Origin of the sequence: Niallia sp. FSL R7-0648 (assembly GCF_038007005.1) — a bacterium.
GTDB lineage: Bacteria > Bacillota > Bacilli > Bacillales > Cytobacillaceae > Niallia > Niallia circulans.
This window is the reverse complement of record NZ_JBBOWE010000001.1, coordinates 3,979,928-4,002,194: the sequence shown is the minus strand read 5'-3', so window position 1 is coordinate 4,002,194 and position 22,267 is coordinate 3,979,928. Positions and strand designations below refer to the sequence as shown.

The following is a 22,267-nucleotide window of genomic DNA, read 5'->3' as shown; positions in this document are numbered from 1 at the left end:
GATACATGAAATTTTTGGAGGAATCTCTAATTGCTTTAGATGTAGAAGCTGCATCACCGGAAGAGGCTATTATTAGCACGGGGAAGCTTCTAATGAATAGTAAACTTGTTGAAGAAACTTATGTACATGCTATGGTGCGTTCTTTTCAAACAAATGGTCCTTATTTTGTCCTTGCGCCAAATATAGCGCTCCCTCATGCAAGACCAGAAGACGGCGTGAAAGAGGCATGTGTATCATTTGTCAGACTAAAGACACCGGTTAAATTTGGTCATTCTTCTAATGACCCAGTGAGGTTAGTATTCGCTTTAGGCGCTTCCTCTAGTACAGAGCATGTTACCGTGCTGCAAAAATTAACGGCACTGCTATCAAATCAAGAAAATGTAGAAAAACTACTGAATGCACAAAGCTATGAAGAGATTAAACCATTAATAGGAGGACAAATCTAATGAAAATTTTATGCGTATGTGGATTAGGACAAGGAACAAGCTTGATTTTACGAATTAATGTAGAAAATGTACTGCGCCAAATGGGGATAGACGCAGATGTAGAAAACACAGACGTTTCCAGTGCTTCTGCCGAACGTCCTGACTTTATCATTACAAGTAATGAATTATCCCAGTCATTAGCAGGACATTCCTCCAAAATCATTATCGTTAATAATTACTTTGATACAAATGAAATTAAAACAGCTCTTGAAGCAAATATCGTTTAATAAATCCTAAATAATAGAGGAGGAACAAACAATGGAGGTCATTCAATGGCTAGCATCTAACTTCTTCGGAATACCGGCAATTTTATTAGGCTTTATTGTGTTGCTTGGTTTAATCTTACAGAAAAAGAATACAAGCCAAATCATCAGCGGCACATTTAAAGCAATGATTGGTTTCTTAATCATTAATGCTGGTGCAGGTGTTATTACTGGTTCCCTTGGAGTATTTGAACCGATGTGGAGCGAAGTATTTGGGATTGAAGGAGCAGAATTTAGTGCTTTTATGGGACAAGAAGCCTTCAATGCGAAATATGGCTCAGCAGTTACATTAGCGATGTTTATCGGGTTTGTTATTAACGTGTTATTAGCAAGATTCACTCGCTTTAAATATATCTACTTAACAGGGCATATGATGTTCTGGACAACCATGATATTTGCAGGTGTCCTTATCGATACAACAACAAATATCCCATTCGCAGCTTTAGTTCTTATATTATCCGTATTTATGGGGATTTATTGGACCTTCCAACCAGCTATCGTCCAGCCGTATATGCGGAAAATTACTGGCCATGACCAAATAGCGCTAGGACACACTTCTGCGCTCGTTGCATTACTTGCATCTTGGTTTGGAAAATGGTTTGGGAATAAAGAGAATGATGCGGAAAAAATCAAATTGCCGAAAGGTCTTGAATTTCTTAGAGACTCCAATGTTATTACTGCCCTGACAATGAGTATTCTCTTCGTAATAGGTGCTGTTATTCTTTCTTTAAAAGATACACCTGCTGCAGATGCTTTAGTTGCTCAAGCTGGCGATCAGAATTTTATCATGTATGCCATTATTCAATCCTTTACCTTTGCAGCTGGTATTGCTGTTGTCCTTTTCGGGGTGAAAATGTTTATTGGTGAGATTGTTCCTGCCTTCAACGGAATCGCTACGAAACTAGTTCCTGGTGCAAGACCTGCATTAGATGCACCTATCGTATTCACTTATGCTCCAAATGCCGTTATTCTTGGATTCCTTGGCGCATTTGCTGGCGGTATCATCTGGCTAATTATTTTAGGGCAAACAGTAGGGTATGTGTTTGTGCCAACAATGATTGTACTATTCTTTCATGGAGCAACTGCTGGTGTTTTTGGGAATGCAACTGGCGGCGTCCGCGGCGCTCTAATGGGTGGCTTCATAACAGCAACCGTTGTCGCATGGGGACAATATCTAATGGTTAAAACGCTGATTGCTTCGACGATTCCAGACACCGCCATGTGGGCTGCGGATTCTGATATGTTCATCTTAGGACCATTATTCAGATTGATCGGAATGCTCTTTAATTAAATAACAATTATATAATCCGACATTGATTCATATGTCGGTTTTTCACTTAATCGATCAGGAGGTAAATGAAAATGAGCTTTATTCGGACATTAAGAGGAGATATTCAACCTAAAGAGTTAGGTTTTACTTATTCACATGAACATATTGTTTGCCGTCCAGCCTATTGGGCTGAAAGAGATGCGGATGATTTACTATTAGATGATAAGGAAAAGTCTAAAAAGGATGTGGCTGATTTCAAACGCCATGGAGGCCAAGCAATTGTTGATGCTACAGCCGTTGATTATGGCCGCGATGTGCAAGCGGTAAAGGAAATATCGGATGAGCTGGATCTCCACATTATCGGTACAGCTGGTTTTAACAAGAGCTTTCTTTGGGATGGAAAGATTAAAGACGAGCTTAAACCGCTTATTGGAAATTACGATACTTATGCGGAATGGATTGATCAAACAAGTATTAATAAACTAACGGAGTTTGTCATTAGAGAAGTGGAAGAAGGACTGGAAGGCACGCCGTTTAAAGCAGGACAAGTGAAATTCGGAACAGGCTATAACCGAATTACGCCCTTAGAAGAGAAGACTTTACGTGCAGTAGCAAGAGCACATCATGAAACAAAAGCTCCAATCCATTCCCATACTGAAGTTGGCACGATGGCATTAGAGCAAATCGAACTATTAAAATCAGAAAATGTGAATCTTGAATTCTTAAGTCTAGGACATATGGATCGTAATCCAGATCCATCTTATCATGAAAAAATAGCGAAAACAGGGGCACTCTTAAGTTTTGACGGCATAGCGAAAATCAAATACGCACCAGAGTCGCTAAGGATTGAATGCATTCTACATTTAGTAGAAAAGGGCTATGAAAATCAAATCCTTATTTCGGGTGATACAGCTCGTAAAAGCTATTATAAACATTATGATTACGGCTTAGGTCTCGAATACATTATTGCCAAGTGGGTTCCTAGATTCATTGAGGAAGCAAATCAAAAAGGCTTTAATGGGGAGCAGCTGGTTCATAAATTCTTTGTAGAAAACCCAGCAAGATGCTTTACATTTAAAAAATAATGAGCGAGGTGTAAGCATGCAATTCCAATACGAAAACTCCTTTGAGGTGAAAGGAAAAATAATCGATAAAAAGGTCGCAATCTTACCAATCGGAGCTGTAGAGGCTCACGGCCCGCATTTACCATTAGGGACAGATAATCTTTTAGCGGAACGGTTAAGTGCGAAGCTCGCCGAACAAGTTAATGGATTTGTTTTACCGACGTTACCTTATGGACAGGTTTGGAGTTTAAAGAACTTCCCTGGCAGCATCAATGTATCGAATGAATCGTTAATTAGTATGTTATTCGATATCGGAGAAAGTTTATACCGTCAGGGCTTCCAAATTTTCGCCATGGTTAATGGACATCTAGGAAATGCTTTTGCCATGAAAGAAGCAGCACGAAAGCTTTATGAAATTTACCCAGAGTTAATCGTACTCTACCTATTTTATCCTGGTACAAGCAAAGTTATTGCTGAAGTTAGAGAAACGCCAGCAAGCCATGGCACATACTTTCACGCAGATGAAATAGAAACATCCTACATGTTATATCTAGCTCCAGAGTTTGTTGCGATGGAGAAAGCATTAAATGATATGCCAACCATTCCAATGATTGCCGATGTGACACCAACACCTTGGGAAGAATTCACCGAAACAGCCATTTTAAGTGATGCAACATTAGCCCGTATAGATAAAGGGGAAAAAATAATCAAAGTTGCTCTTCAAAACATGGTACAAATTATTGAAAAAATGAAAGAGGGCCGCTAACATGTTAAAAGAAAAGCTTTTTGATTTTGTTTTATTCAACTTTCTAGCAAAGGATAAAGAAAATGTACAGGATATCATGGAAGCTGGAAAAGGCTTTGTTGTTCCAGGAATCGTAGCGTCCGATTTTTCCAATAAGCAAGAAGGGGCTAGTAAGGTTAAAGAATTGAAGGAAGTAGTTGATATCGTCTCTATCGGTCTTGGCGGTGGCGGAGATCCTGTGTATGCAAAACGAGTTCTCGACATAGCCGCTATTTCTAATCCAGGACATATTAATCAGCCATTTGAAAGTGCCATCTATGCAAAAGGATTTCTAGAAGGAAAAGGAGCATCTCCTCAGCTTGTTAATGCATTGGTAAAACCAAGTGGAACCGTTGGAACTGTGAAATTAGCTTCAGGTATGGAAGTAAAAGTAGAGGAATTCGTAGAAATTGCGCTCGTATTAGGAGTGGAGTCCATTAAATTTATGCCTCTATCCGGCGAAGTTCATTTAGAGGAGCTTGTCTATTTAACAAAAGTTGCTGCACAAAAAGGAATTCGTGGTATTGAACCTGCAGGTGGTATAAGTGCGTTCAATATAAAGACAATCATTGATGCAGTAAAGAAAATAGAAATAGAATTTTTTATGCCGCATATATTTGGTTCCACAATTGACCAAGCAACAGGGAAAACCATTCCGACGGAAGTTGCACAAATATTAAATAAACTGGGGGCTTAACTTATGCTAACGAACTATTTTGAAAAAGTAAGCAATCTACTGCAGCTCGTTTTAGAAAAGGAAAAAGCGCAATTGCAATTGGCTGCGGAGAAAGTCGCAGACAGCATTGAAAATGATGGTATTATTCAATTGTTTGGATGTGGCCACTCGCATATCTTAACAGAAGAGGTTTTTTACCGCGCTGGTGGATTGGTACCCCTAAAACCAATCTTATTCGAACCGCTAATGCTTCACGAAGGGGCAATGCGTTCTTCCCAGCTAGAGCGCAAAAATGATTATGCACAAAACTTTATAGAGGAATATGAGATTAAGCCAAATGATATCGTTTTTGTGTTATCCACATCTGGGCGAAATCCTGTCCCTGTAGATGTAGCGCAATATGCGAAAGAAAAAGGCGCTTTTGTCATTGGGATAACTTCATTAGAATATTCCCAAAGCCAGCCTTCTCGTCATAAAAGCGGCAGCCATCTTTTTAATTCAGTCGATTTAGTGATAAATAATCATTCTGCTAAAGGAGATGCAATCTTAAGCTACGATAAGGTGAAGGTACCATTTGCCCCGACTTCTACTGTTATTGGTGCGACTATTCTTAATAGTATCTTCGCAGAGGCAATTAAAATCATGGCAGATCATGATTTTGAACCACCAGTTTTCTTAAGTGGAAATATAGAAGGATCTGACGACCATAATGAAGCATTAGTAAAAAAATATGAAAAAAGAATCCCGTTACTAACTTTAAATATGAAAGAGGAGTAAGTAACGAGGCAGCTAATCATTGGCATGAAAATAGAATTTTTAACTCTATAAGAAAGTCTCTTTTATTAACTTTTAACAGGGCTTCTCTCTACTGTATGAGAGAGCTCTATTTTAGTATAAATAAAGATAATTCAGTAAAGGAATCTTCAAAATAAATTTTCTTCCCCCATTTGGCTGATATGCTCCCCGTTTTGGCTGATATGCTCCCCGTTTTGGCTGATATGCTCTTCGTTTTGGCTGATATATCCCTTACATTGGCTGATATCCTCCTCGTTTTAGCTGATATATCCCTTAAGTTCCCTGATATCTTCCCCCGCAATTAAAAAATACTAATAAAATCGTAGAATGATCAGAATTTTTTTAAAAAAATATTGAAATGTCAGAAAACTCATGCGATAATACAAATAATTAGTCCAGTAACAAAACTAATTAAAGTGAATAAGAAATAATAGAAATTTTAAAGGATTTACAAACTAGTATTGGAGATAGGATAAAGCATTATGAAAAACAAAGTTGCAGCACATCATGACTTGATAAAAAAAATTAATCGGTCATTGATATTGGAAGAAATTAAAACAGAAAAGTTAATTAGCAGAGCTCAAATTGCGAAGAAATTATCACTAAGTAAGTCAACGGTTTCATCTATTGTGGAAGAATTGTTAGAAAAAAAGTTAGTAATTGAGATGGGAGAACAAAGTCCAGTAAAAGGTGGTGGGAGACCTGCATTAATGTTAGGATACAACACGGATTCAGCCTATGGGATTGGGTTAGACATTGATAGAGTAAGAATTTTGATCATTATTACCAATTTAGTTGGAAAGATAATCTTTAAAAAAAAGGTGAAGCTAACGAATCAAGTAGAAGAAATTATCAGTATTGTCAAACAGAGCATAAAAGAATCTGCTATACCAGAGGAAAAAATTCTAGGGATGGGCATAGGGGTGCCTGGTAGAGCTAATTCAGAAATAGTATTTCGGGCAAAAGCTTTAAATTGGACTAATCTTAACCTTCATGAAATTTTCAAACCGCATTTTCCTTTTCCCACTTTCATAAACAATGATGTCAATTGTGCAGGTCTAGGCGAAATGTGGCTGGATCCTTCAGGGATTAAAAATCTCTTATTCATTGAAATAGGGCAGAGTGTTGGAAGCGCAGTTATTAACGAAGGGAATCTAGTTTATGGTCATGATTACCAAGCAGGTGAGATTGCCTATCAAATAAGCCGGAGTGATTTTGAAAATGGCAAGTTTAACCTGATGGGAAAACCAGGTGTATTCGAATCAAAAGTATCTGGAGTTGCATTGGCAGAGTCAGGTTATTCCCCTGAAGTTTTGTTTCAAAAGTATTCCCATGGAGAGGAACAAGTGATTTCTATCGTAGATAGTTTTGTTATTGAACTATCTGTTTTTATCGCTAATGCAACAAATCTAATAAATCCTGAAAGAGTTATTATTGGTGGAGATGTTTCCGAATCGATGGATATCGTAATCAATCAAATAAGTGAATTAGTTACAAACCTTACTCCAATAAAAACAGAAATAAGTCTGGCTAGGCTTGGAGGGGATGCTGGAGCACTTGGTGCGATAGCGTTTATGTTTAAACAGATAGAAAATCAATAACACAAAAAGCCATCTTATGGAGGGATGAATAGTGAGAATCATTATTGCAACACATGGTGAGTTAGCCAAGTCATTAATCGAGACTGCTGAATTAATTATAGGTACAAACCACCAAATGAGTTATTTTTGTATGACAAAATCAAAATCAGGAGAAGTAGGAAAGAAGGAATTAACAGAGTTAATTTATAGCGATACTTTAACAGATCTTGTTATTTTCACAGATGTGTATGGGGGAAGTGTCAATAATATTTGTTCTGAAATATTATTGAGTTTACCAGAAAATGAAACATTTCATTTAGTTTCGGGTGTGAATCTTCCTATGATTTTGACTACCATTATGACTTCATATAACGAAGATTCATTGGAAGTGATATTAACTGAATCTATTAAAGAAGGAAGAAATGGGATTAAATACATCAATGAATTAGTAAAAGGAGTGGTGTGAAAATGATTTCTTTATTCAGGATTGATGATCGTCTTCTCCATGGGCAAGTTGCTTTTGGATGGTCACCTTCTGTTGGTGCAAATGTTATTCTTGTGGTAAATGACGAAGCGAAAAATGACAAAGTAAAAGCAATGGCTCTCGATTTGGCTAAACCTAATAATGTGAAATTATATATTAGAGGAGTTGCAGAATCTGGAGAAATAATTAGTAAATTTGCTGAAGCGAAAAAAAGTAATGTATTAGTTCTGGTAAGAAATACAGATGATGCTCTAGAAGTTGCTAAGAACTCCCAAGGTGCTATAAGTGAGATAAATATTGGGGGGCTAAGATACGAAGAAGGGAAGAAAAAATTGACTGATTTAGTTGCAGTCAGCGAAAAAGATATCAATAACCTGAAACAAATAGAGCAGCTAGGTATAAAATTAGATTTCAGAATATTGCCAAGAGATAAAAAACAATCATTCAGTGATTTACTAAAATAAAAAAATATTTCATCAAGATCTACGAACAATGGTCGTCATCATATCTAAGAAAATGGTAGTAAGAATAAGGGGAGGCGAGATTTTTGTTATATGAGGCAATATTATTGGGGTTAATAGCCGGTATAGGAATATTGGATAGCAGATTATTCGGAGTCTTGATGTTAGAACGCCCTTTGGTATTAGGTGCATTGGTTGGATTAGTTCTTGGTGATTTTAAGACGGGGATTATTATTGGTGCGCAACTAGAATTAATCTGGATGGGGATTGCTGGCATCGGTTCATCTACACCACCCGATGTTGTGACAGGAGGAGTCTTGGGTACTGCTTTTGCGATAATTTCTGGAAAGGGTCCGGAGGTTGCCTTGGCACTTGCAGTTCCTATTGCAGTTTTAGCTCAATCACTAGGTGTACTTGTAAGGGTAATTAATACTTATTTTGTACATAAAGCTGATCATTACGCGCAAAAAGCTGATTTTAAAAAAGTTACCCTCATGATGTGGATACCTATCTCTTTATTTTTCCTAAGTGTGTTTGTTCCAACCTTTTTAGCAATTTTATTTGGGGCAGATAAAGTTACGTATCTAATTAATTCAGTTCCAAAAGTGATTTTAGAGGGAATGACTATTGCCGGAAACCTGCTGCCAGCCATTGGATTTGCTCTCTTGATGGATATGCTGTTTTCTAAAAAAATGGCCGTATTTTTCTTTATTGGTTTCTTAGCGGCATCCTATCTAGAACTTGATGTTATGGCAATAGCGTTAATGGGTGTATGTTTAGCAATTCTATTAAACTTTTTCATTGATAATAACGATGCTGGAAAGAAGAAGGACGAAAGTAATAATTTAACGGAGGGAGAGATTAACTTTGAGTGAGGGGAAGAAGCTTAGTAAAAAGGACTTGCAAAGCGTTTTTTGGCGGTCATTTGCTCTGCAGGGTGCCTTTAACTATGAGAGAATGCAGAATCTCGGCTTTTGTTATACGATGATCCCGGTAATCAAGAGATTATATGAAAAGGAAGAAGAACAGGCACAGGCTTTAAAAAGACATTTGGAAATTTTTAATACAACACCAGTTGTTTCTCCTACTATTGCCGGAATTAGTGCAGCGATGGAGGAACAAAATGCAAATAATAAAGATTTTGACACTGGTTCGATTAATGCGGTAAAAACAGCGCTTATGGGACCGTTAGCTGGTATTGGAGATTCATTATTTTGGGGAACATTGAGGATAATTGCCGCGGGTATTGGTATATCCTTTGCAGAGCATGGCAATCTGATTGGTCCAATCCTGTTTTTGCTGCTTTATAATGTTCCCAATTTATTAGTAAGAATTTTTGGATTAAAGTTTGGTTATTCTGTTGGTGTGAATTCATTGGAAAGAATACAAAAAGAAGGCCTGATGGACAAAATTATGGCAATGGCTACTACAGTTGGTTTACTTGTAGTGGGAGCAATGGTAGCAACTATGTTAAATATCACCACACCATTGAAATTTAGCGTAAATGGAGCAGAAGTAGTAATTCAAGACATATTGAATCAAATTTTGCCTAATCTTTTGCCAATATTAGTAACATTTGTTGTCTTTTGGATGATTAGAAAAAAAGTAAGCATATCTAAGATGACAATTGCGACTATTTTTATTGGAATAATTATACATTGGATTGGAATATTATAAAGGAGAGATTATTAATGAATATTACAGATTATTTAAAAGAAACCCCAGCAAAAATGAAGGAAATAATTGCACTATCAAGTGAGCTGTTTTCTACTGTTAAAAAAGAGGAGATTAATAGAATTATTATTACAGGATCTGGAACTAGTTATCATTCAGGGGCGCAAGTTCAACAAAAAATGCGTGAGTTAACTGGATTATCTGTAGAAGCTTATTATCCTTTTCAAATTACAAAGGAATTATTAACAAAGGACACAAAAAATACACTCTTTATTGGAATCTCGCAAGGGGGAAGTAGTTATTCTACCTACAATTCTATGAAATTAGCCAAAGAGTCAGGATGTATCATAGCATCCATGGCGGGAACAGATAATGCACTAATTGATGAAATTGCCGATTATGTACTGACTGTTCAATGTGGGGAAGAGAAGGCAGGTGCAAAAACAAAAGGATTTTATTGCACAAAATTAAATTTGCTTCTTTTAGCTCTTTATATTGGTGAAGAAAATGGGAAATTGAGTAGTGAGGAAACGAAGCAAGTGATAGAAATATTAAATAAAACAAGCGATGCCTTTCTAGATATTTACTATTCTGCGGAAGAATGGGTGCAAAAGAATAGTGAAAAACTAAAAAATGCAAAAGAAATAAGAATTGTCGGCACCAATGAATTATATGGGGATACTTTAGAAGGTGCTTTGAAATTATTAGAGACGATGCGTATTCCTGTAACTGGTTATGAATTTGAAGAATTTATTCATGGAATCTATAACGCAATTAATGAAGATTCTACGATTATATTCTTGCATACAGGAGAAGAGCCGAGAGTAAATAAATTAATTAGCGTCCTATCAGACTGGACAGATAATATCTATATCATTGGCAGTAAGGTAGATGGTTTTGAGGATAAGAATTTGGTGATAGAAAATGGAGATAATTATTTGTATCATTCATTTGTGTATCCAATAGCAGTACAGTTAATATGTGCAATAGTCCCTGCTTTAAAAGGAATTAATCCAAGTACACCAAAAGATCCGAAATTCCATATGAAATTAGAAAGCAAAAAATTGAGCGGGAAAATATAAAGATTAGCAATAGCTGATCAGTAAGTCTATCTTTCTAACCTAAAGGAAGATAGGCTTTTTTGAATTTAAAGATGTCCTATCTATTTTAAGGAGTGATTCTATAATTTTTAGTTTTCGCTCCTTATTTTTGGATGTAAATAGAGAAAATATGATGGCAGGGAGTGAGAGCCTTGATTCGAGGAATAGAAGAAGAGAGGTTAATAGAGTTAGATTTGTTTATTTTTTTCTCCACATATATTTTCTATAAATGGAATATAAATAGAGATTTAAGTTGAAGGGTTAGTAATACAATGTGTCTCCGTACACCAATCAAAAATGCAAGAGACGGAATTCGTCCTATTTGCGTAAACTCCGTCTTTCTATGTTTGGGAAATTATCATATAAGGTAATCTCTAGATCCTTCTTTATCCTTCTAAATGCTACCTCACTTTGCCTATTCTATCGTTTCTTTCTCAGCGGTAGCAGCGCTCCCTTACATCTTTTGCAGATTATAAAAATCAACTATCTTCTTCGCCATTTGGTAAATTTCCTGTTTCAGCGTGGAAGGGGAGATGACTCTGATTTGATCGCCAAAGCCTAAAATATAGGCAATTGCTTCTTGTTCTGTATCACTGCGCAGGCTTACAGGGAGCCATCCCTCTGCAGTTGGTGTTCCTATTCTTTCGATTTGCACAAAACGTGTGGTGAATTTCATTCTATGAATAATCGATGGCGATGCTTCCACTTCTACCTTATATTCAGGAAGAGAGCTAATAAAAGTTTGTGTGGATTCCAGCCAATATTTCTCTAAATTGAAGTCGATTGGTCTAGTAAAAGCTTCCTCTGTCATCACTAAGGACAGGAGTCTGGATGCTCGATAATTTCGTATCTTTTTGTCTGAGGAGGCAATTAAGTACCAAGTACTGCCTTTAGCTACTAATCCTAAAGGATTGACCATTCGAAAAACTACTTTTCCGTCAGCTCGCTCATATTGAATATGCAGTACTTTTTCTTTCCAAATTGCTTCTTGGATTATTTTAAAGGAAACAAGTTTTTCCGCTGGTTGTTTCCATGCGGTTGTATCTATATGAATTCGGTTCCAGACATCGAGGGAACCTTGTCGAAAAGTATTCGGGAGTGCAGCAACCATTTTCTGGCGGGCATCATGCCATTCTTTTGCTAACCCGAGATCGGACAGCAATTGAACAGAAGGAGAAATAAGCAAAGACAACATTTCATCATACTTTAATCCAGTTAAGTTCGTACGATACTGGTCAAGCAATGTCCATCCGCCCATTTTCCCTCTTTCTGCTACAATGGGTATTCCTGCTGTACTTAAAGCATCCATATCCCGATGGATTGTTCTTTCTGTAACTTCTAATTCCTTCGCTAATTCTTTTGTTGTCATTTTCCCTCTATTTTGTAACAGGAGCAAAATGGATATCAACCGATCAGCCCGCATACAACCACCTCTAAAATTATATATATGACAAAAGGTGTCATTATTAAACATTATACTATAACCATCGAACGTTTTAGGAGGAATGTATATGAAAAAACAGCGGAATATCGTATTATTTACAGCAACAAGTCTAGATGGTTATATTGCTGGGAAGGATGAATCATTAGAATGGTTATTTAAAGTAGAGGGAGAAGGAGATAATGGGTTTTCTGCATTCTACGAAACGATAGATACTATTCTAATGGGAAGAAAAACATATGATTGGATTATCAATCATACGAACGATTTTTCTTATAAAAATAAGGAATGCTATGTTTTTTCGAGACAGGAAAACAAGGATACAGACGAGGTGACATTTATAAAGGATGATATCATCGAGTTTGCAAATAAATTAAAAAAACAAGAGGGAAAGAATATATGGATGGTTGGCGGGGGAGAACTATTACACTCTTTTCTTAAAGAAAAGTTAATAGATGAGTTCATTCTTACCATCGCCCCTGCGATAATTGGAGAAGGAGTTCCTTTATTTAAAGAAGCTGATTATCAAGTGGACTTGATCTTAAAAGGAACAAAATGTTTCAACCAGTTTGTAGAGGTTCATTATGAAAGAAGAAGGTAAGAGATTGGGCTAAAAAAAGTTGAAATATCTTAAACCCGGTCCCTTTACTGCGCCCCAATTGTTAGATACATCTAACAACGGGAGGCGCAGTTTTTTTATGTCCAAATAGGATAGGAATTTAAGCAAAAGGAATCTTTTCTCACGTGTACTTTTCGTAAACTCCATATAAATGCCATTATTAATTTATACTACTTATAGTAGTATAAAAGGTAAATAAATGTTTTATAGAATAATTAGCTCTTATATGTAGGGAAATAAGAGAGGGGGAGTCTAGGTGCAAAAAACTATTTTACTTGTGGAAGATGATCTTGCGATTAGTGATATGGTAAAAAGATATTTACATAATGAAGGATTTAATGTGGAATGTGTTTTTGATGGAAAGACGGCAGGACAAATGTTTAAGGAAAAGCGTTATGATTTGATTTTATTAGATATCATGTTACCGAAATTGAGTGGGATGGATGTTCTTCAAAGTATCAGAACAACTAGTTATATTCCTGTTATCATCATGTCAGCGAAAGACACAGAGATTGATAAAGCTTTAGGATTAGGGTTTGGTGCAGATGATTATATTACAAAACCATTTTCCATGATTGAACTAGCTGCAAGAGTAAAAGCAGCGATTAGAAGATCGACGCAGTACGCTGACAAAAGCCGTGAAGAATCTAAGCCATCAAGGATGAAAGTCTATGAATTGGAATTAGATAAAGAAAATCATCGGGTATGGAAGAATGGTTTGGAAATTAATTTGACAGCGACAGAATGGAAAATCCTGCTTTTGTTTTTTAGCAACCAAAAGAAAGTGTTTACAAAGGAACAAATTTATCGTTCTGTTTGGAGCGATGATTATTTTGGTGATGATAATGTTATTAATGTCCATATGAGACGATTGCGCGAAAAAATTGAGGATAATCCCTCTGATCCTATTTATATCAAAACAATATGGGGGATTGGTTATAAGTTAGGGGAGTTTGAATGATTATCTGGATCAGTATTATTTTGGTTCTTCTTATTTTTAACGTCTATCAATATCGACAAAGGAAAAATCGGGATCAACATATAGCATATATATCAAACAAACTAAAAAAAATTCTGCAGAGGCAAACGAATGAAAGAATTCTCGTGGTCTCAAATGATCAACAATTAAAAGATCTCCTTATAAACATCAATCAAGTATTAGATGATCGTCACGAAAAGTCCCGAGAATTTATCAAAATGGAACATTCCATGAAGCGCATGCTTGCAAATATTTCCCATGACTTAAAAACACCTCTTACGGTAATTGCCGGTTATATTGAAATGTTTCAGAAAGATTTTCCCATTACAGAAACAGAAAGAGTGCAATTATTAAGTCAGGTGCATGACAAAACAATGGAGCTTATTCAATTAATGAATACATTCTTTGATCTCGCAAAGCTTGAGTCTGGTGATAAAGAAATTCCCCTTGAAATAGTAAATTTATCTGAACTATGCAGGAAAAATATCTTAACATTCCATGATTGGATAAGAGCCAAAGGGCTAGAGGCAATGATTGATATCCCTGATGAGTCTGTCTTTGCGCTGGGAAATGAGGAAGCTGTAAATCGTGTTTTACATAACCTCCTTTCGAATGCGCTCCGTTATGGTCTCGATGGGAAGGTAATTGGATTAAGCCTGCATTTTGATGAACAGCAGGTTTATATAGAAGTGTTTGATCGCGGGAAGGGAATTGACGAAGCTGACCAAGCTAATATCTTTGAGCGTCTATTTACACTTGACGATTCGAGAAATAAAGCATTTCAAGGCAGTGGTTTAGGGCTGACTATTACCAAAAGGCTAGTCGAAGAGATGCACGGAGAAATTTCCGTGCATTCTATTCCATATGAAAAAACTTCATTTTACATTACCTTTAGGCGAATGAATGGGTAAGGAATCTTAAGGTTTTTGTAAGATTTAAGACAGAAAAAAGCAAGGGATAGGAGCTAAAATGAATACAGATAGTAAATGAGGAGGATTTAGATGGACTATGCTGTACGAACAAAAGATTTAACCAAAACCATACAAGGACGTGAAGTCGTATCCCAGGTTTCCCTTCATATTAAACAAGGAGAAGTATATGGATTTCTTGGTCCTAATGGTGCAGGGAAATCTACGATTATGAAGATGCTGACCAATATGATTAAGCCTACACAAGGTAGTATTACAATCTTCGGAAAGCCCCTTCTTCCGAATTCCTATGATTACCTGACGAGAATTGGCAGCATGATTGAGTATCCGATTTTTTATGAGAAAATGACTGCTTTAGAAAATCTAGAACTACATTGTGAGTACATGGGTTACCATAACAAAAAAGCAATTAAGGAAGCGTTAGAGTGGGTTGGCCTTGAAAATGTGGAAACGTTGAAACCAAAAGACTTTTCCTTGGGGATGAGGCAGCGTTTATGTGTTGCCAGAGCAATTATCACTAAGCCGGAATTATTAATTTTAGATGAGCCGATTAATGGGCTAGATCCAGCTGGGATTAAGTCAATGAGAAAATTGTTTAATATCCTTAATAAAGAATATGGAATGACCATTTTGGTTTCTAGTCATATAATCGGTGAAATTGAACAAATTGCAGACACGATTGGTGTGATAAAAAACGGTAAACTTATCGAAGAAGCAACGATGGATTCTATAAAGGCGAAAAATACCGATTATCTAGAATTAGTAACAAATAATCAGCGCAAAGCAGCTTTTGTTTTACACAATAAATTGAATATGAATAATTTGAAAGTGATCGATGATGAGGTGATTCGTATTTATGATACAGCCATTACTCCATCACAAATAACGAAAACGTTGATAGTAGAGGATATTGATGTAGAGTCTATGACAAAGAAACAAACCTCATTAGAAGAGTATTTTATAAAGAAAGTTGGATTGGAAAAAATCAATCATTAATTAACTTTTAATGATAATAGGAGGATATATTTTGTTTCATTTAATCAAGCTGGAGCTTAGAAAACATAAATTAGGTTGGTTTATTAAAGGAGCTATTATTGCTAATATCGTTATTCTTGGGTTATTATGCATGATTACTTTCGAGCAAATAATGGAAGGAGAGGAATCCTTTCAAAGCTTTGCGGATTATTCCATGGTTGCTGGAACAATGGTTCGTGGCGTATTTGTTGTTTTTGCTTCTGTGCTAATTTCGAAGGTCATCATAGATGAGTTCAAAAATCGAACTGCGCTTGTTTTGTTTTCTTACCCAATAGATCGGAAAAAAATAATGAGCGCAAAGATTGTCTTGATTTTTATTATGACATTGGCGACGTTGATTATTTCTAATCTGTTTGTCATTCTGAGTTTTCTCGGGCTAAATCAAGTATTTCATCTAACAATTGAAATGAATGTAACGATTAATCAATTTCGTTCCGAGCTATTAAATATATTGGTATTTAATGTGGCAACTGCAGGTGCATCGCTTGTACCTCTCTATTTTGGGATGAGAAATTATTCAACCCCTGCAACAATTGGTTCCTCTCTGTTGATTGTTATGATTATGTGTTCCTCGATCGGGACGGACTTTTCCTTGGCCAATATTATTTATATCCCTATTGCTTTAACAATTGTTGCAATTGGCATTGTTAACATGACTATACGCAAGATGGATTCAATTGATTTACAGTAATTATTTCAGGCGCCAAGAAAACTAATGAAAAAAGGGAAGCAGAGGAGATTCTGCTTCCTTATTTTATTTGTGAATATCCTTGTTGTCGTAATGCTTCAAATACTAGTATTGCTGCTGTATTGGAAAGGTTTAGGGATCGAATGTGTTCGGTCATTGGAATTCGTAGAAAATGGTCTTTGTGTGTTTCTAGTAAGTCTTTTGGCAAGCCCGTTGTTTCTTTTCCGAATATGAAGTAATAGTCCTTTGATTGGTCAGTGAAATCATAGGCTGTATAGGTTTTTTCAGCGAATGTTTCAATATAGTAAAATTCGCCTTGATTTTTCACAAAAAAATCGTCTAATGAATCGTAATAGGTAATATTTACGTTCTCCCAGAAATCTAGACCTGCTTGTTTGATCATCTTTTCATCGGTTGAAAAACCAAGTGGTCGAATTAAATGCAGCGCTGTATTTGTTCCTGCACAAGTACGTGCAATATTGGCAGTATTAGCCGGAATTTCTGGCTGATACAAGACAACGTGTATGGCCATGAATGTCACCTCTATTTATATTTTCCCTTTCGAATTATAGCATATTTTGAGGCAGCGGCAGATTTATTTAAAGGATAACAGCCTCTTATAAAATAGGGCTATTTATCAAATAACCCTCACTCTACCTTCAAGTTAGACGTCAATTCTAAATTTTACTTGTATTTTTTGTATTCTATCGTATCTTTTCTTCTGTCGAAAGTCTCCTTATTTTTCCATAAAGTAAAGGTACCTAGGAATAAAAAGGAAAGGCGCTTTTCTGGAAGGAAACGAATGTGGAAGGGAAGAATTACGAGCAATTAGTAGAGGAGTTTACTCCGATGATCCACCATATGATAAAAAAGTTGCTGATTTATAAAGACAAGCAAGAGTTTTTTCAAATTGGTTTAATAAGCATTTGGGAAACGATGAGTCAGTTTAAGGAGGAAAAGGGTAAATACAGCAATTACTTATATCGACATATGCAAGGAAGATTTCTTGATGAATTGAAGCGGCGGACAAGAGAGGCAGAAAGGAATGATTACCCAAGTGAAGAGTTTTGGGCGCTGATGGAAAGTCCTATTCTATACCGAGAAGAAGAGGACTATATAAAAGGTCTTTGCAAGGAACTATCTGAAGGGGAGACAACTTGGGTAATAGCCACCTTTGTTCATCAGCTAACTGTAAAAGAAATAGCACAGAAAGAACGAGTATCGCCTTCTGCTGTGAAATGGTGGCGGAAAACAGCGAAGGAGAAGTTGAAGCGGATATTGGAATTCTAGAGAGAAAGCGATGACTAACCACTACGAATAACATCCCTATTGATTATGAGAATCTTTTATTTGGATGGATCATCCTTCACTTAATAAATTGTTCGAGAATTCATATAGTCCAAATTTTACTGAACCTATATAATGGATTGTATATGACCGTAAAAATAGGGAGAAAGCTATGAAATTAGAACCGTTTATTAATGCAAGTCCTGATATTATTATTTTAAAGGATAAAGAAGGCCGCTGGATAGAAGCGAATCGTAACACATTGGAACTTTTTAATATAGAGAAATATCAAGGGAAAACAGACGAGGAATTAGGAGAGCTATATCCTCATATTGCTGCGTATGTGCCTGGCTTTGTGAAAAGTGATCTCCAAGCTTGGCAGACAGGAAAACAGATAGAAGTAAAAGGGTCGTTTTTTTTCCAAAACTCAGAGCGTATATTTGAGATAATTAAGGTACCGATATTTGATTCAGCTGGAAATCGTCAAAATCTAATCGTATTTGGACGAGACATTACGAAATTAGAAAAAAGTGAACAAATATATAAATCTCTATTTCTACATGACCCAGATGGAGTCTATACTTTGGACAAGGAAGGCAATTTTTTAGATGTTAATAAAGTTGCAGAAGAAATCAGCGGGTATACAAAGGAGGAATTAACGAGATTAAATTTCCGTGATTTAATCGTACCTGAACAACTTCCGAAAGTGCTGCTGCGTTTTGACAAGGTCTGTTGTGGAATGACTCAAGGGATTGAGTCGCAAATCATTCGAAAAGATGGGGAAATCCGGGATATCAAATTGACCACGATTCCATTGAAGTTAAATGATCAAGTTATCGGTATACATGGAATCGCCCAAGATATAACAGAAAAGAAAAGCATTGAGGAACTGCAAAAGAAACAAAAGGCTATTTTATCGAGAATTGCCGTGGGTGAACCATTAGAACAAATAATTGAATATATTACTGAAAGCGTAGAAGAACTTTTAAAAGGAATTTGTTCGATTATGTATTACGAAGAAGAGCATAATTGGCTGCGTTTTGGCTATGGTCCAAAGCTGGATTCTACATTCATTGAAAAAATTGATAAGTTTCCTGTAGGAGAGAATTTTGCCTCCTGTGGCCATTCAGCATACACGAAGGAATTAAAAATTACAGCGGATATAGAAACAGATCCATCTTGGTCAAATTGGAGGGGAATTGCACTCGCGAATGGATTGCGTTCCTGCTGGTCATTGCCCATTATCTCATCTAAAGATTCCTTATTAGGAACATTTGCTGTTTATTATAAGGAACCATTGGAACCAAAGGATTCTGATATTGAAATGTTAAAAGATTTTAGTCATTTGACAGGAATTGCTTTGGAACGCCATTTCCATGAAGAAAAGATTAAATATCTAGCAAATTATGATAGTTTAACAAATCTGCCGAATTTGCGGTATTTAAAGGAGATCTTCTCGCAGCGCTTACAAGAAACGAGCCACCTTGCAGTTATGTTTTTAGATTTAGATAACTTAAAACCACATAACGATACTTTTGGTCATTCATCAGGAGATAGGTTAATACAAGAAGTAGGGAAACGAATTCAAGAAGCCATTGGTGAAAAGAATGTGGTGGCACGAATGGGCGGGGATGAATTTGTTATATTAATTAGTAATTATATTAGCAAATCCATGTTACGTGCATTAGCTGCTAAAATTCTCCAAGCAATTGAAGAACCGATCATTATAGATGGTCAAGAATTTTCTACCCATGGAAGCATCGGTATAAGTCTTAGTGGGGAACATGGCCAAACGTTTGAGGAACTGATGAAGAATGCTGATGTTGCTATGTATAGTATGAAGAAAGTGGGTGGCAATGCCTTTAATTTGTATGATCCAAAAATGAATGAAAATGCTGTCACTGCTTTTGAGTTAAAGAGCAATCTAAAAAAAGCACTGAAAGAAAACGAGTTTGTTCTTTATTACCAACCTAAAGTGAATATAGAAACAGGTAATTTTATTGGAGTGGAAGCATTAATTAGGTGGATTTCGCCAGAGAAAGGGGTAATCAGTCCTGCAGCCTTTATTTCCCTAGCGGAGGAAAGTGACTTTATTTTACTGCTTGGTGAGTGGATTCTAAATAAAGCATGTGCTCAAATAAAAGAATGGGAAAAGTTAAATATAAAAATCCCCATCGCCATCAATGTATCGATTAAACAGCTCTTAAAACAAGATTTCGCTGCACTAGTGAGCAAAAAACTGATGGAATATAAGATTTCTTCTGAATACCTAGAAATAGAAATAACAGAAAGTGTGTTATCTAACCATGAATTTCTCGTTCGAGATACGGTTTCTACATTGCGGAGCATGGGCATAAAAGTCTCCATTGATGACTTTGGAACGGGATATGCTTCCTTCATGTACTTAAAACAGTTTCAAGCAGATACGATTAAAATTGATAAGTCATTTATTAGTCATCTTCCTGCTAGTCAGGAAGATGCAGCCATTGTTTCAGCGATTATCATCCTTGCATCGGAATTAGGTATGAATGTGATTGCAGAAGGAGTAGAAACCCAAGAGCAGTCCGACTTCCTAAAAAGCAAAGGATGCACTAACCTACAAGGCTACTTATATAGCAAACCCCTTCCACCAAGCGAAATACTTTCATTTTTAACGGAAGCAGAGGGACGGTTCTTGTGAGGTCAATGACCTTCCATCGAACCGTCTTTTTTCTGTTTTACAGTTGATTCCTAAAAATTAACAAAATGTTAACAAATTCCTACCTATAGGAAGTTTTACTGGTTATTCATTTCCTTCATAATAGTTCTAAAGGAGGTGATAAATTTGAAAACAAGAGGGGAAAAAAGTTGTATTGATTATAAATTACTTAAAGAGAGGAGGTTACAGAAAAAGCTGACTCAGTTTGAGCTTGCGGATGAAACAGGCTTACACTATGCCCACCTTGGTCAAATTGAAAGAGGGCAAAAGGAACCAAAAGTAAGTACCCTATACAAAATTTGTGAAGTACTTGATTTACAGCTGGATGCAGTTCTTATTAAAGAGACGATGGAGGAACTAGATTAAAAAGTGTGTGAAAAAGAAGGAGTGTTAAAGATGAAGAAAGAGTGTATTTTAAATAAATATATTGCCAATGAACGCACGATGACCATCATGCCCATGGAAGCAATCGAATATGGCACAGTGGTAAAAGATGTAGATCGGACTGTGTATGTCAAAGAAACTCCCTTTGACATAATCAAGGAGAATCTATTAATTGGAGGTTCTGATTTTGATGGAAGACGTCGTTCTATTACATATAAATTAGGAATGCAGAAAAGACTGCCTATGCCAATTAACCCCCCAAGAAATATATATGCATTTCCCACCCATGCTCCTAGGCAATTTCACTGTCAATGGATCTTCACCGAGCATATCGATCACATACACCCAGTAAAACACAATGAAAAATTTAAAAGCGCTATCATTTTTAAAAATGGAGAAAAAATCTTTACGGAAGTATCTCCCTATATCCTAGAGACACAGATTATCAAATCATGGAGGGTAAGAAAATCAATGGAAGATAGAAAGGATATCCGGCAATAGGCTCTTATAATGAATAGTGGGTTCAAAGGAACAGGTTTCTATGAGGTCCCATTATTTATATAGAACAGTTTATCCCTCTTTCCAAAGGATTAGGAAATGTCTGAAATCTAGCAGGAGAGGATATAAGAGAATCGGAGGGGTGGTTCTACTGTTACCCTGTTATAGGCATAAGATATGACTGGGTAGAACCATTCCCCCTTTGGTAACGAATGCCAGTACAAGAATTGTCGACCGTTACCGACTTTCAAAATCGCGTTTCATTCGGGCAATCATTAATAATTCGGCAGCATCTCGTTCATTTAAATCATTAAATATGGAAACTAGTTCTTTTGCTTCTTCTGTTAGTGTTTCGTTGGCTGCATGTTCATTAATGGATTCTCGTTCTTTTATTATACTAGTGCTGATTGATGGTTTGTCATCTTGGATTACTATATTTCCGCTTTTTAAGGATGAATCTCCTAAAAATTCCTCTCCAGCAAGCAGCCAATCAGCAGATACCTCAAATTCCTTCGCAATGGTGTAAATGGCCTTAGCTCCAGGTAATGATTTCTTTTTCTCACTTTCCCAGTCTCCAACATTTCCCGAAGATACCCCAATTCTTTTTCCAAAAGCAGCTTGCGACAATCCGTGTTTTTCTCTTAATAATTTGATACGTTCCCCAATATGTTCGATCTTTTTCACTAATTTAAACTCCCTTCACACGAAAAAATGTATTTATACGAAATTTCGTCTATTTTCGGTTGACTCACTCGAAAAAACGTGTATAATTTGAATTAACAAATGATATTTGCCCACCGGTGTTCTAGCTAGTAAATATCACTTTGTGAAAAAATAGTAGTAAATTTCCGGTAGTTACTAAGCTTAGAATGGACCGGAAAGTTGTAAGAGCTGTCTGACATATAAATAAGTTCCGATTTATTTGGTACATCATTTCTAGGATGCTCGATGAGCGAAGCAGATAAGCGTAGGGAAGCTATGCCCATTTATCTATTAACCTAGCAATTGTACACGAAAAAAAGTAGATTCATGCATAAAATAATCTGAATGTAAGATTAAAGAAAAATGGTAAT

The 22,267-nt window shown here is 36.3% G+C and carries 25 protein-coding genes; 22 read left to right on the top strand and 3 right to left on the bottom strand.

The genetic code is table 11. The features are described 5' to 3' along the window. Window positions 1-5 precede the first annotated feature (5 nt). From NSQ89_RS19400 to NSQ89_RS19340, 13 genes are all read left to right on the top strand, one after another. Window positions 6-446, top strand: a complete 441-nt coding sequence (locus tag NSQ89_RS19400) for a PTS sugar transporter subunit IIA (RefSeq protein WP_047942016.1) — start codon at window positions 6-8, stop codon at window positions 444-446. Further along, entirely contained in the window at window positions 446-712 is a 267-nt protein-coding gene (locus NSQ89_RS19395; RefSeq protein WP_047942018.1) for a PTS sugar transporter subunit IIB, read from the top strand. Before NSQ89_RS19400 ends, NSQ89_RS19395 begins: the two co-directional genes overlap by 1 nt. 31 nt (window positions 713-743) lie before the next feature. Further along, a complete protein-coding gene (locus NSQ89_RS19390) occupies window positions 744-2,039 on the top strand; it encodes a PTS ascorbate transporter subunit IIC (protein WP_061799334.1) in 1,296 nt (431 codons plus the stop codon). A 71-nt stretch (window positions 2,040-2,110) separates the two neighbouring features. After that, on the top strand, window positions 2,111-3,103 hold the full coding sequence (locus NSQ89_RS19385; protein ID WP_047942023.1) for a phosphotriesterase family protein: 993 nt from the start codon (window positions 2,111-2,113) through the stop codon (window positions 3,101-3,103). Between the two features lie 16 nt (window positions 3,104-3,119). After that, a complete protein-coding gene (locus NSQ89_RS19380; RefSeq protein ID WP_144545724.1) occupies window positions 3,120-3,848 on the top strand; it encodes a creatininase family protein in 729 nt (242 codons plus the stop codon). Between the two features lies 1 nt (window position 3,849). Then, on the top strand, window positions 3,850-4,563 hold the full coding sequence (locus tag NSQ89_RS19375; protein WP_061799328.1) for a KDGP aldolase: 714 nt from the start codon (window positions 3,850-3,852) through the stop codon (window positions 4,561-4,563). Window positions 4,564-4,566: 3 nt separating this feature from the next. Beyond that, window positions 4,567-5,319 carry an SIS domain-containing protein gene (locus NSQ89_RS19370; protein WP_047942028.1) on the top strand — a complete coding sequence of 251 codons (753 nt, stop codon included), beginning with the start codon at window positions 4,567-4,569 and terminating at the stop codon, window positions 5,317-5,319. Window positions 5,320-5,819: 500 nt separating this feature from the next. After that, entirely contained in the window at window positions 5,820-6,938 is a 1,119-nt protein-coding gene (locus tag NSQ89_RS19365; protein WP_047942029.1) for an ROK family transcriptional regulator, read from the top strand. 31 nt (window positions 6,939-6,969) lie between these two features. Further along, window positions 6,970-7,383, top strand: a complete 414-nt coding sequence (locus tag NSQ89_RS19360; RefSeq protein ID WP_341133066.1) for a PTS sugar transporter subunit IIA — start codon at window positions 6,970-6,972, stop codon at window positions 7,381-7,383. A gap of 2 nt (window positions 7,384-7,385) precedes the next feature. Then, on the top strand, window positions 7,386-7,865 hold the full coding sequence (locus NSQ89_RS19355) for a PTS system mannose/fructose/N-acetylgalactosamine-transporter subunit IIB (RefSeq protein WP_341133065.1): 480 nt from the start codon (window positions 7,386-7,388) through the stop codon (window positions 7,863-7,865). Between the two features lie 83 nt (window positions 7,866-7,948). Further along, window positions 7,949-8,737, top strand: coding sequence for a PTS mannose/fructose/sorbose/N-acetylgalactosamine transporter subunit IIC (locus tag NSQ89_RS19350; RefSeq protein WP_047942037.1), 789 nt, complete (start codon window positions 7,949-7,951; stop codon window positions 8,735-8,737). Beyond that, window positions 8,730-9,539, top strand: a complete 810-nt coding sequence (locus tag NSQ89_RS19345; protein ID WP_047942039.1) for a PTS system mannose/fructose/sorbose family transporter subunit IID — start codon at window positions 8,730-8,732, stop codon at window positions 9,537-9,539. The genes NSQ89_RS19350 and NSQ89_RS19345 overlap by 8 nt, the downstream gene beginning before the upstream one ends. A gap of 14 nt (window positions 9,540-9,553) precedes the next feature. After that, a complete protein-coding gene (locus tag NSQ89_RS19340; RefSeq protein WP_095259230.1) occupies window positions 9,554-10,618 on the top strand; it encodes an SIS domain-containing protein in 1,065 nt (354 codons plus the stop codon). Between the two features lie 472 nt (window positions 10,619-11,090). On the opposite strand, the gene NSQ89_RS19335 is transcribed toward NSQ89_RS19340, so the two are convergent. After that, window positions 11,091-12,059, bottom strand: coding sequence for a helix-turn-helix transcriptional regulator (locus tag NSQ89_RS19335; protein ID WP_341133064.1), 969 nt, complete (start codon window positions 12,057-12,059; stop codon window positions 11,091-11,093). Between the two features lie 88 nt (window positions 12,060-12,147). On the opposite strand from NSQ89_RS19335, the gene NSQ89_RS19330 reads away from it, so the two are divergent. The 5 genes from NSQ89_RS19330 (at window position 12,148) to NSQ89_RS19310 (ending at window position 16,330) form a co-directional block, all read left to right on the top strand. Further along, window positions 12,148-12,678, top strand: coding sequence for a dihydrofolate reductase family protein (locus NSQ89_RS19330; protein WP_061799295.1), 531 nt, complete (start codon window positions 12,148-12,150; stop codon window positions 12,676-12,678). A gap of 322 nt (window positions 12,679-13,000) precedes the next feature. Next, complete coding sequence (locus NSQ89_RS19325; protein WP_047942160.1) at window positions 13,001-13,657, top strand: response regulator transcription factor; 657 nt, start codon at window positions 13,001-13,003, stop codon at window positions 13,655-13,657. After that, window positions 13,654-14,586, top strand: coding sequence for a sensor histidine kinase (locus NSQ89_RS19320; protein WP_047942047.1), 933 nt, complete (start codon window positions 13,654-13,656; stop codon window positions 14,584-14,586). Before NSQ89_RS19325 ends, NSQ89_RS19320 begins: the two co-directional genes overlap by 4 nt. Window positions 14,587-14,676: 90 nt before the next feature. Then, entirely contained in the window at window positions 14,677-15,600 is a 924-nt protein-coding gene (locus NSQ89_RS19315; protein ID WP_336044965.1) for an ABC transporter ATP-binding protein, read from the top strand. Between the two features lie 31 nt (window positions 15,601-15,631). Next, on the top strand, window positions 15,632-16,330 hold the full coding sequence (locus tag NSQ89_RS19310) for an ABC transporter permease (RefSeq protein WP_176473360.1): 699 nt from the start codon (window positions 15,632-15,634) through the stop codon (window positions 16,328-16,330). A 58-nt stretch (window positions 16,331-16,388) separates the two neighbouring features. On the opposite strand, the gene trmL is transcribed toward NSQ89_RS19310, so the two are convergent. After that, window positions 16,389-16,859 (bottom strand): tRNA (uridine(34)/cytosine(34)/5-carboxymethylaminomethyluridine(34)-2'-O)-methyltransferase TrmL, encoded by a 471-nt coding sequence (gene trmL, locus NSQ89_RS19305; protein ID WP_047942050.1) that lies wholly within the window; start codon window positions 16,857-16,859, stop codon window positions 16,389-16,391. Between the two features lie 272 nt (window positions 16,860-17,131). Here trmL and NSQ89_RS19300 point away from each other — a divergent pair, with 272 nt between their 5' ends. The 4 genes from NSQ89_RS19300 (at window position 17,132) to NSQ89_RS19285 (ending at window position 21,197) form a co-directional block, all read left to right on the top strand. Beyond that, window positions 17,132-17,617, top strand: a complete 486-nt coding sequence (locus NSQ89_RS19300) for a sigma-70 family RNA polymerase sigma factor (protein WP_061799277.1) — start codon at window positions 17,132-17,134, stop codon at window positions 17,615-17,617. Between the two features lie 169 nt (window positions 17,618-17,786). Continuing rightward, a complete protein-coding gene (locus tag NSQ89_RS19295; protein ID WP_341133063.1) occupies window positions 17,787-20,294 on the top strand; it encodes a bifunctional diguanylate cyclase/phosphodiesterase in 2,508 nt (835 codons plus the stop codon). Between the two features lie 144 nt (window positions 20,295-20,438). Then, entirely contained in the window at window positions 20,439-20,678 is a 240-nt protein-coding gene (locus NSQ89_RS19290; RefSeq protein ID WP_061799259.1) for a helix-turn-helix domain-containing protein, read from the top strand. Window positions 20,679-20,708: 30 nt separating this feature from the next. Further along, complete coding sequence (locus NSQ89_RS19285; RefSeq protein ID WP_341133062.1) at window positions 20,709-21,197, top strand: competence protein ComK; 489 nt, start codon at window positions 20,709-20,711, stop codon at window positions 21,195-21,197. Between the two features lie 234 nt (window positions 21,198-21,431). Here NSQ89_RS19285 and NSQ89_RS19280 read toward each other — a convergent pair whose 3' ends face one another. Further along, on the bottom strand, window positions 21,432-21,878 hold the full coding sequence (locus tag NSQ89_RS19280; RefSeq protein ID WP_053215658.1) for a helix-turn-helix domain-containing protein: 447 nt from the start codon (window positions 21,876-21,878) through the stop codon (window positions 21,432-21,434). Between the last annotated feature and the right edge of the window lie 389 nt (window positions 21,879-22,267).

Coding starts and splice junctions, on each gene's coding strand:
- trmL (WP_047942050.1), bottom strand. CDS start 16,859: ATGGCCATACACGTTGTCTTGTATCAGCCAGAAATTCCGGCTAATACT.
- NSQ89_RS19340 (WP_095259230.1), top strand. CDS start 9,554: ATGAATATTACAGATTATTTAAAAGAAACCCCAGCAAAAATGAAGGAA.
- NSQ89_RS19285 (WP_341133062.1), top strand. CDS start 20,709: ATGAAGAAAGAGTGTATTTTAAATAAATATATTGCCAATGAACGCACG.
- NSQ89_RS19380 (WP_144545724.1), top strand. CDS start 3,120: ATGCAATTCCAATACGAAAACTCCTTTGAGGTGAAAGGAAAAATAATC.
- NSQ89_RS19355 (WP_341133065.1), top strand. CDS start 7,386: ATGATTTCTTTATTCAGGATTGATGATCGTCTTCTCCATGGGCAAGTT.
- NSQ89_RS19390 (WP_061799334.1), top strand. CDS start 744: ATGGAGGTCATTCAATGGCTAGCATCTAACTTCTTCGGAATACCGGCA.
- NSQ89_RS19295 (WP_341133063.1), top strand. CDS start 17,787: ATGAAATTAGAACCGTTTATTAATGCAAGTCCTGATATTATTATTTTA.
- NSQ89_RS19375 (WP_061799328.1), top strand. CDS start 3,850: ATGTTAAAAGAAAAGCTTTTTGATTTTGTTTTATTCAACTTTCTAGCA.
- NSQ89_RS19400 (WP_047942016.1), top strand. CDS start 6: ATGAAATTTTTGGAGGAATCTCTAATTGCTTTAGATGTAGAAGCTGCA.
- NSQ89_RS19325 (WP_047942160.1), top strand. CDS start 13,001: ATGGTAAAAAGATATTTACATAATGAAGGATTTAATGTGGAATGTGTT.
- NSQ89_RS19320 (WP_047942047.1), top strand. CDS start 13,654: ATGATTATCTGGATCAGTATTATTTTGGTTCTTCTTATTTTTAACGTC.
- NSQ89_RS19330 (WP_061799295.1), top strand. CDS start 12,148: ATGAAAAAACAGCGGAATATCGTATTATTTACAGCAACAAGTCTAGAT.
- NSQ89_RS19395 (WP_047942018.1), top strand. CDS start 446: ATGAAAATTTTATGCGTATGTGGATTAGGACAAGGAACAAGCTTGATT.
- NSQ89_RS19315 (WP_336044965.1), top strand. CDS start 14,677: ATGGACTATGCTGTACGAACAAAAGATTTAACCAAAACCATACAAGGA.
- NSQ89_RS19365 (WP_047942029.1), top strand. CDS start 5,820: ATGAAAAACAAAGTTGCAGCACATCATGACTTGATAAAAAAAATTAAT.
- NSQ89_RS19335 (WP_341133064.1), bottom strand. CDS start 12,059: ATGCGGGCTGATCGGTTGATATCCATTTTGCTCCTGTTACAAAATAGA.
- NSQ89_RS19370 (WP_047942028.1), top strand. CDS start 4,567: ATGCTAACGAACTATTTTGAAAAAGTAAGCAATCTACTGCAGCTCGTT.
- NSQ89_RS19385 (WP_047942023.1), top strand. CDS start 2,111: ATGAGCTTTATTCGGACATTAAGAGGAGATATTCAACCTAAAGAGTTA.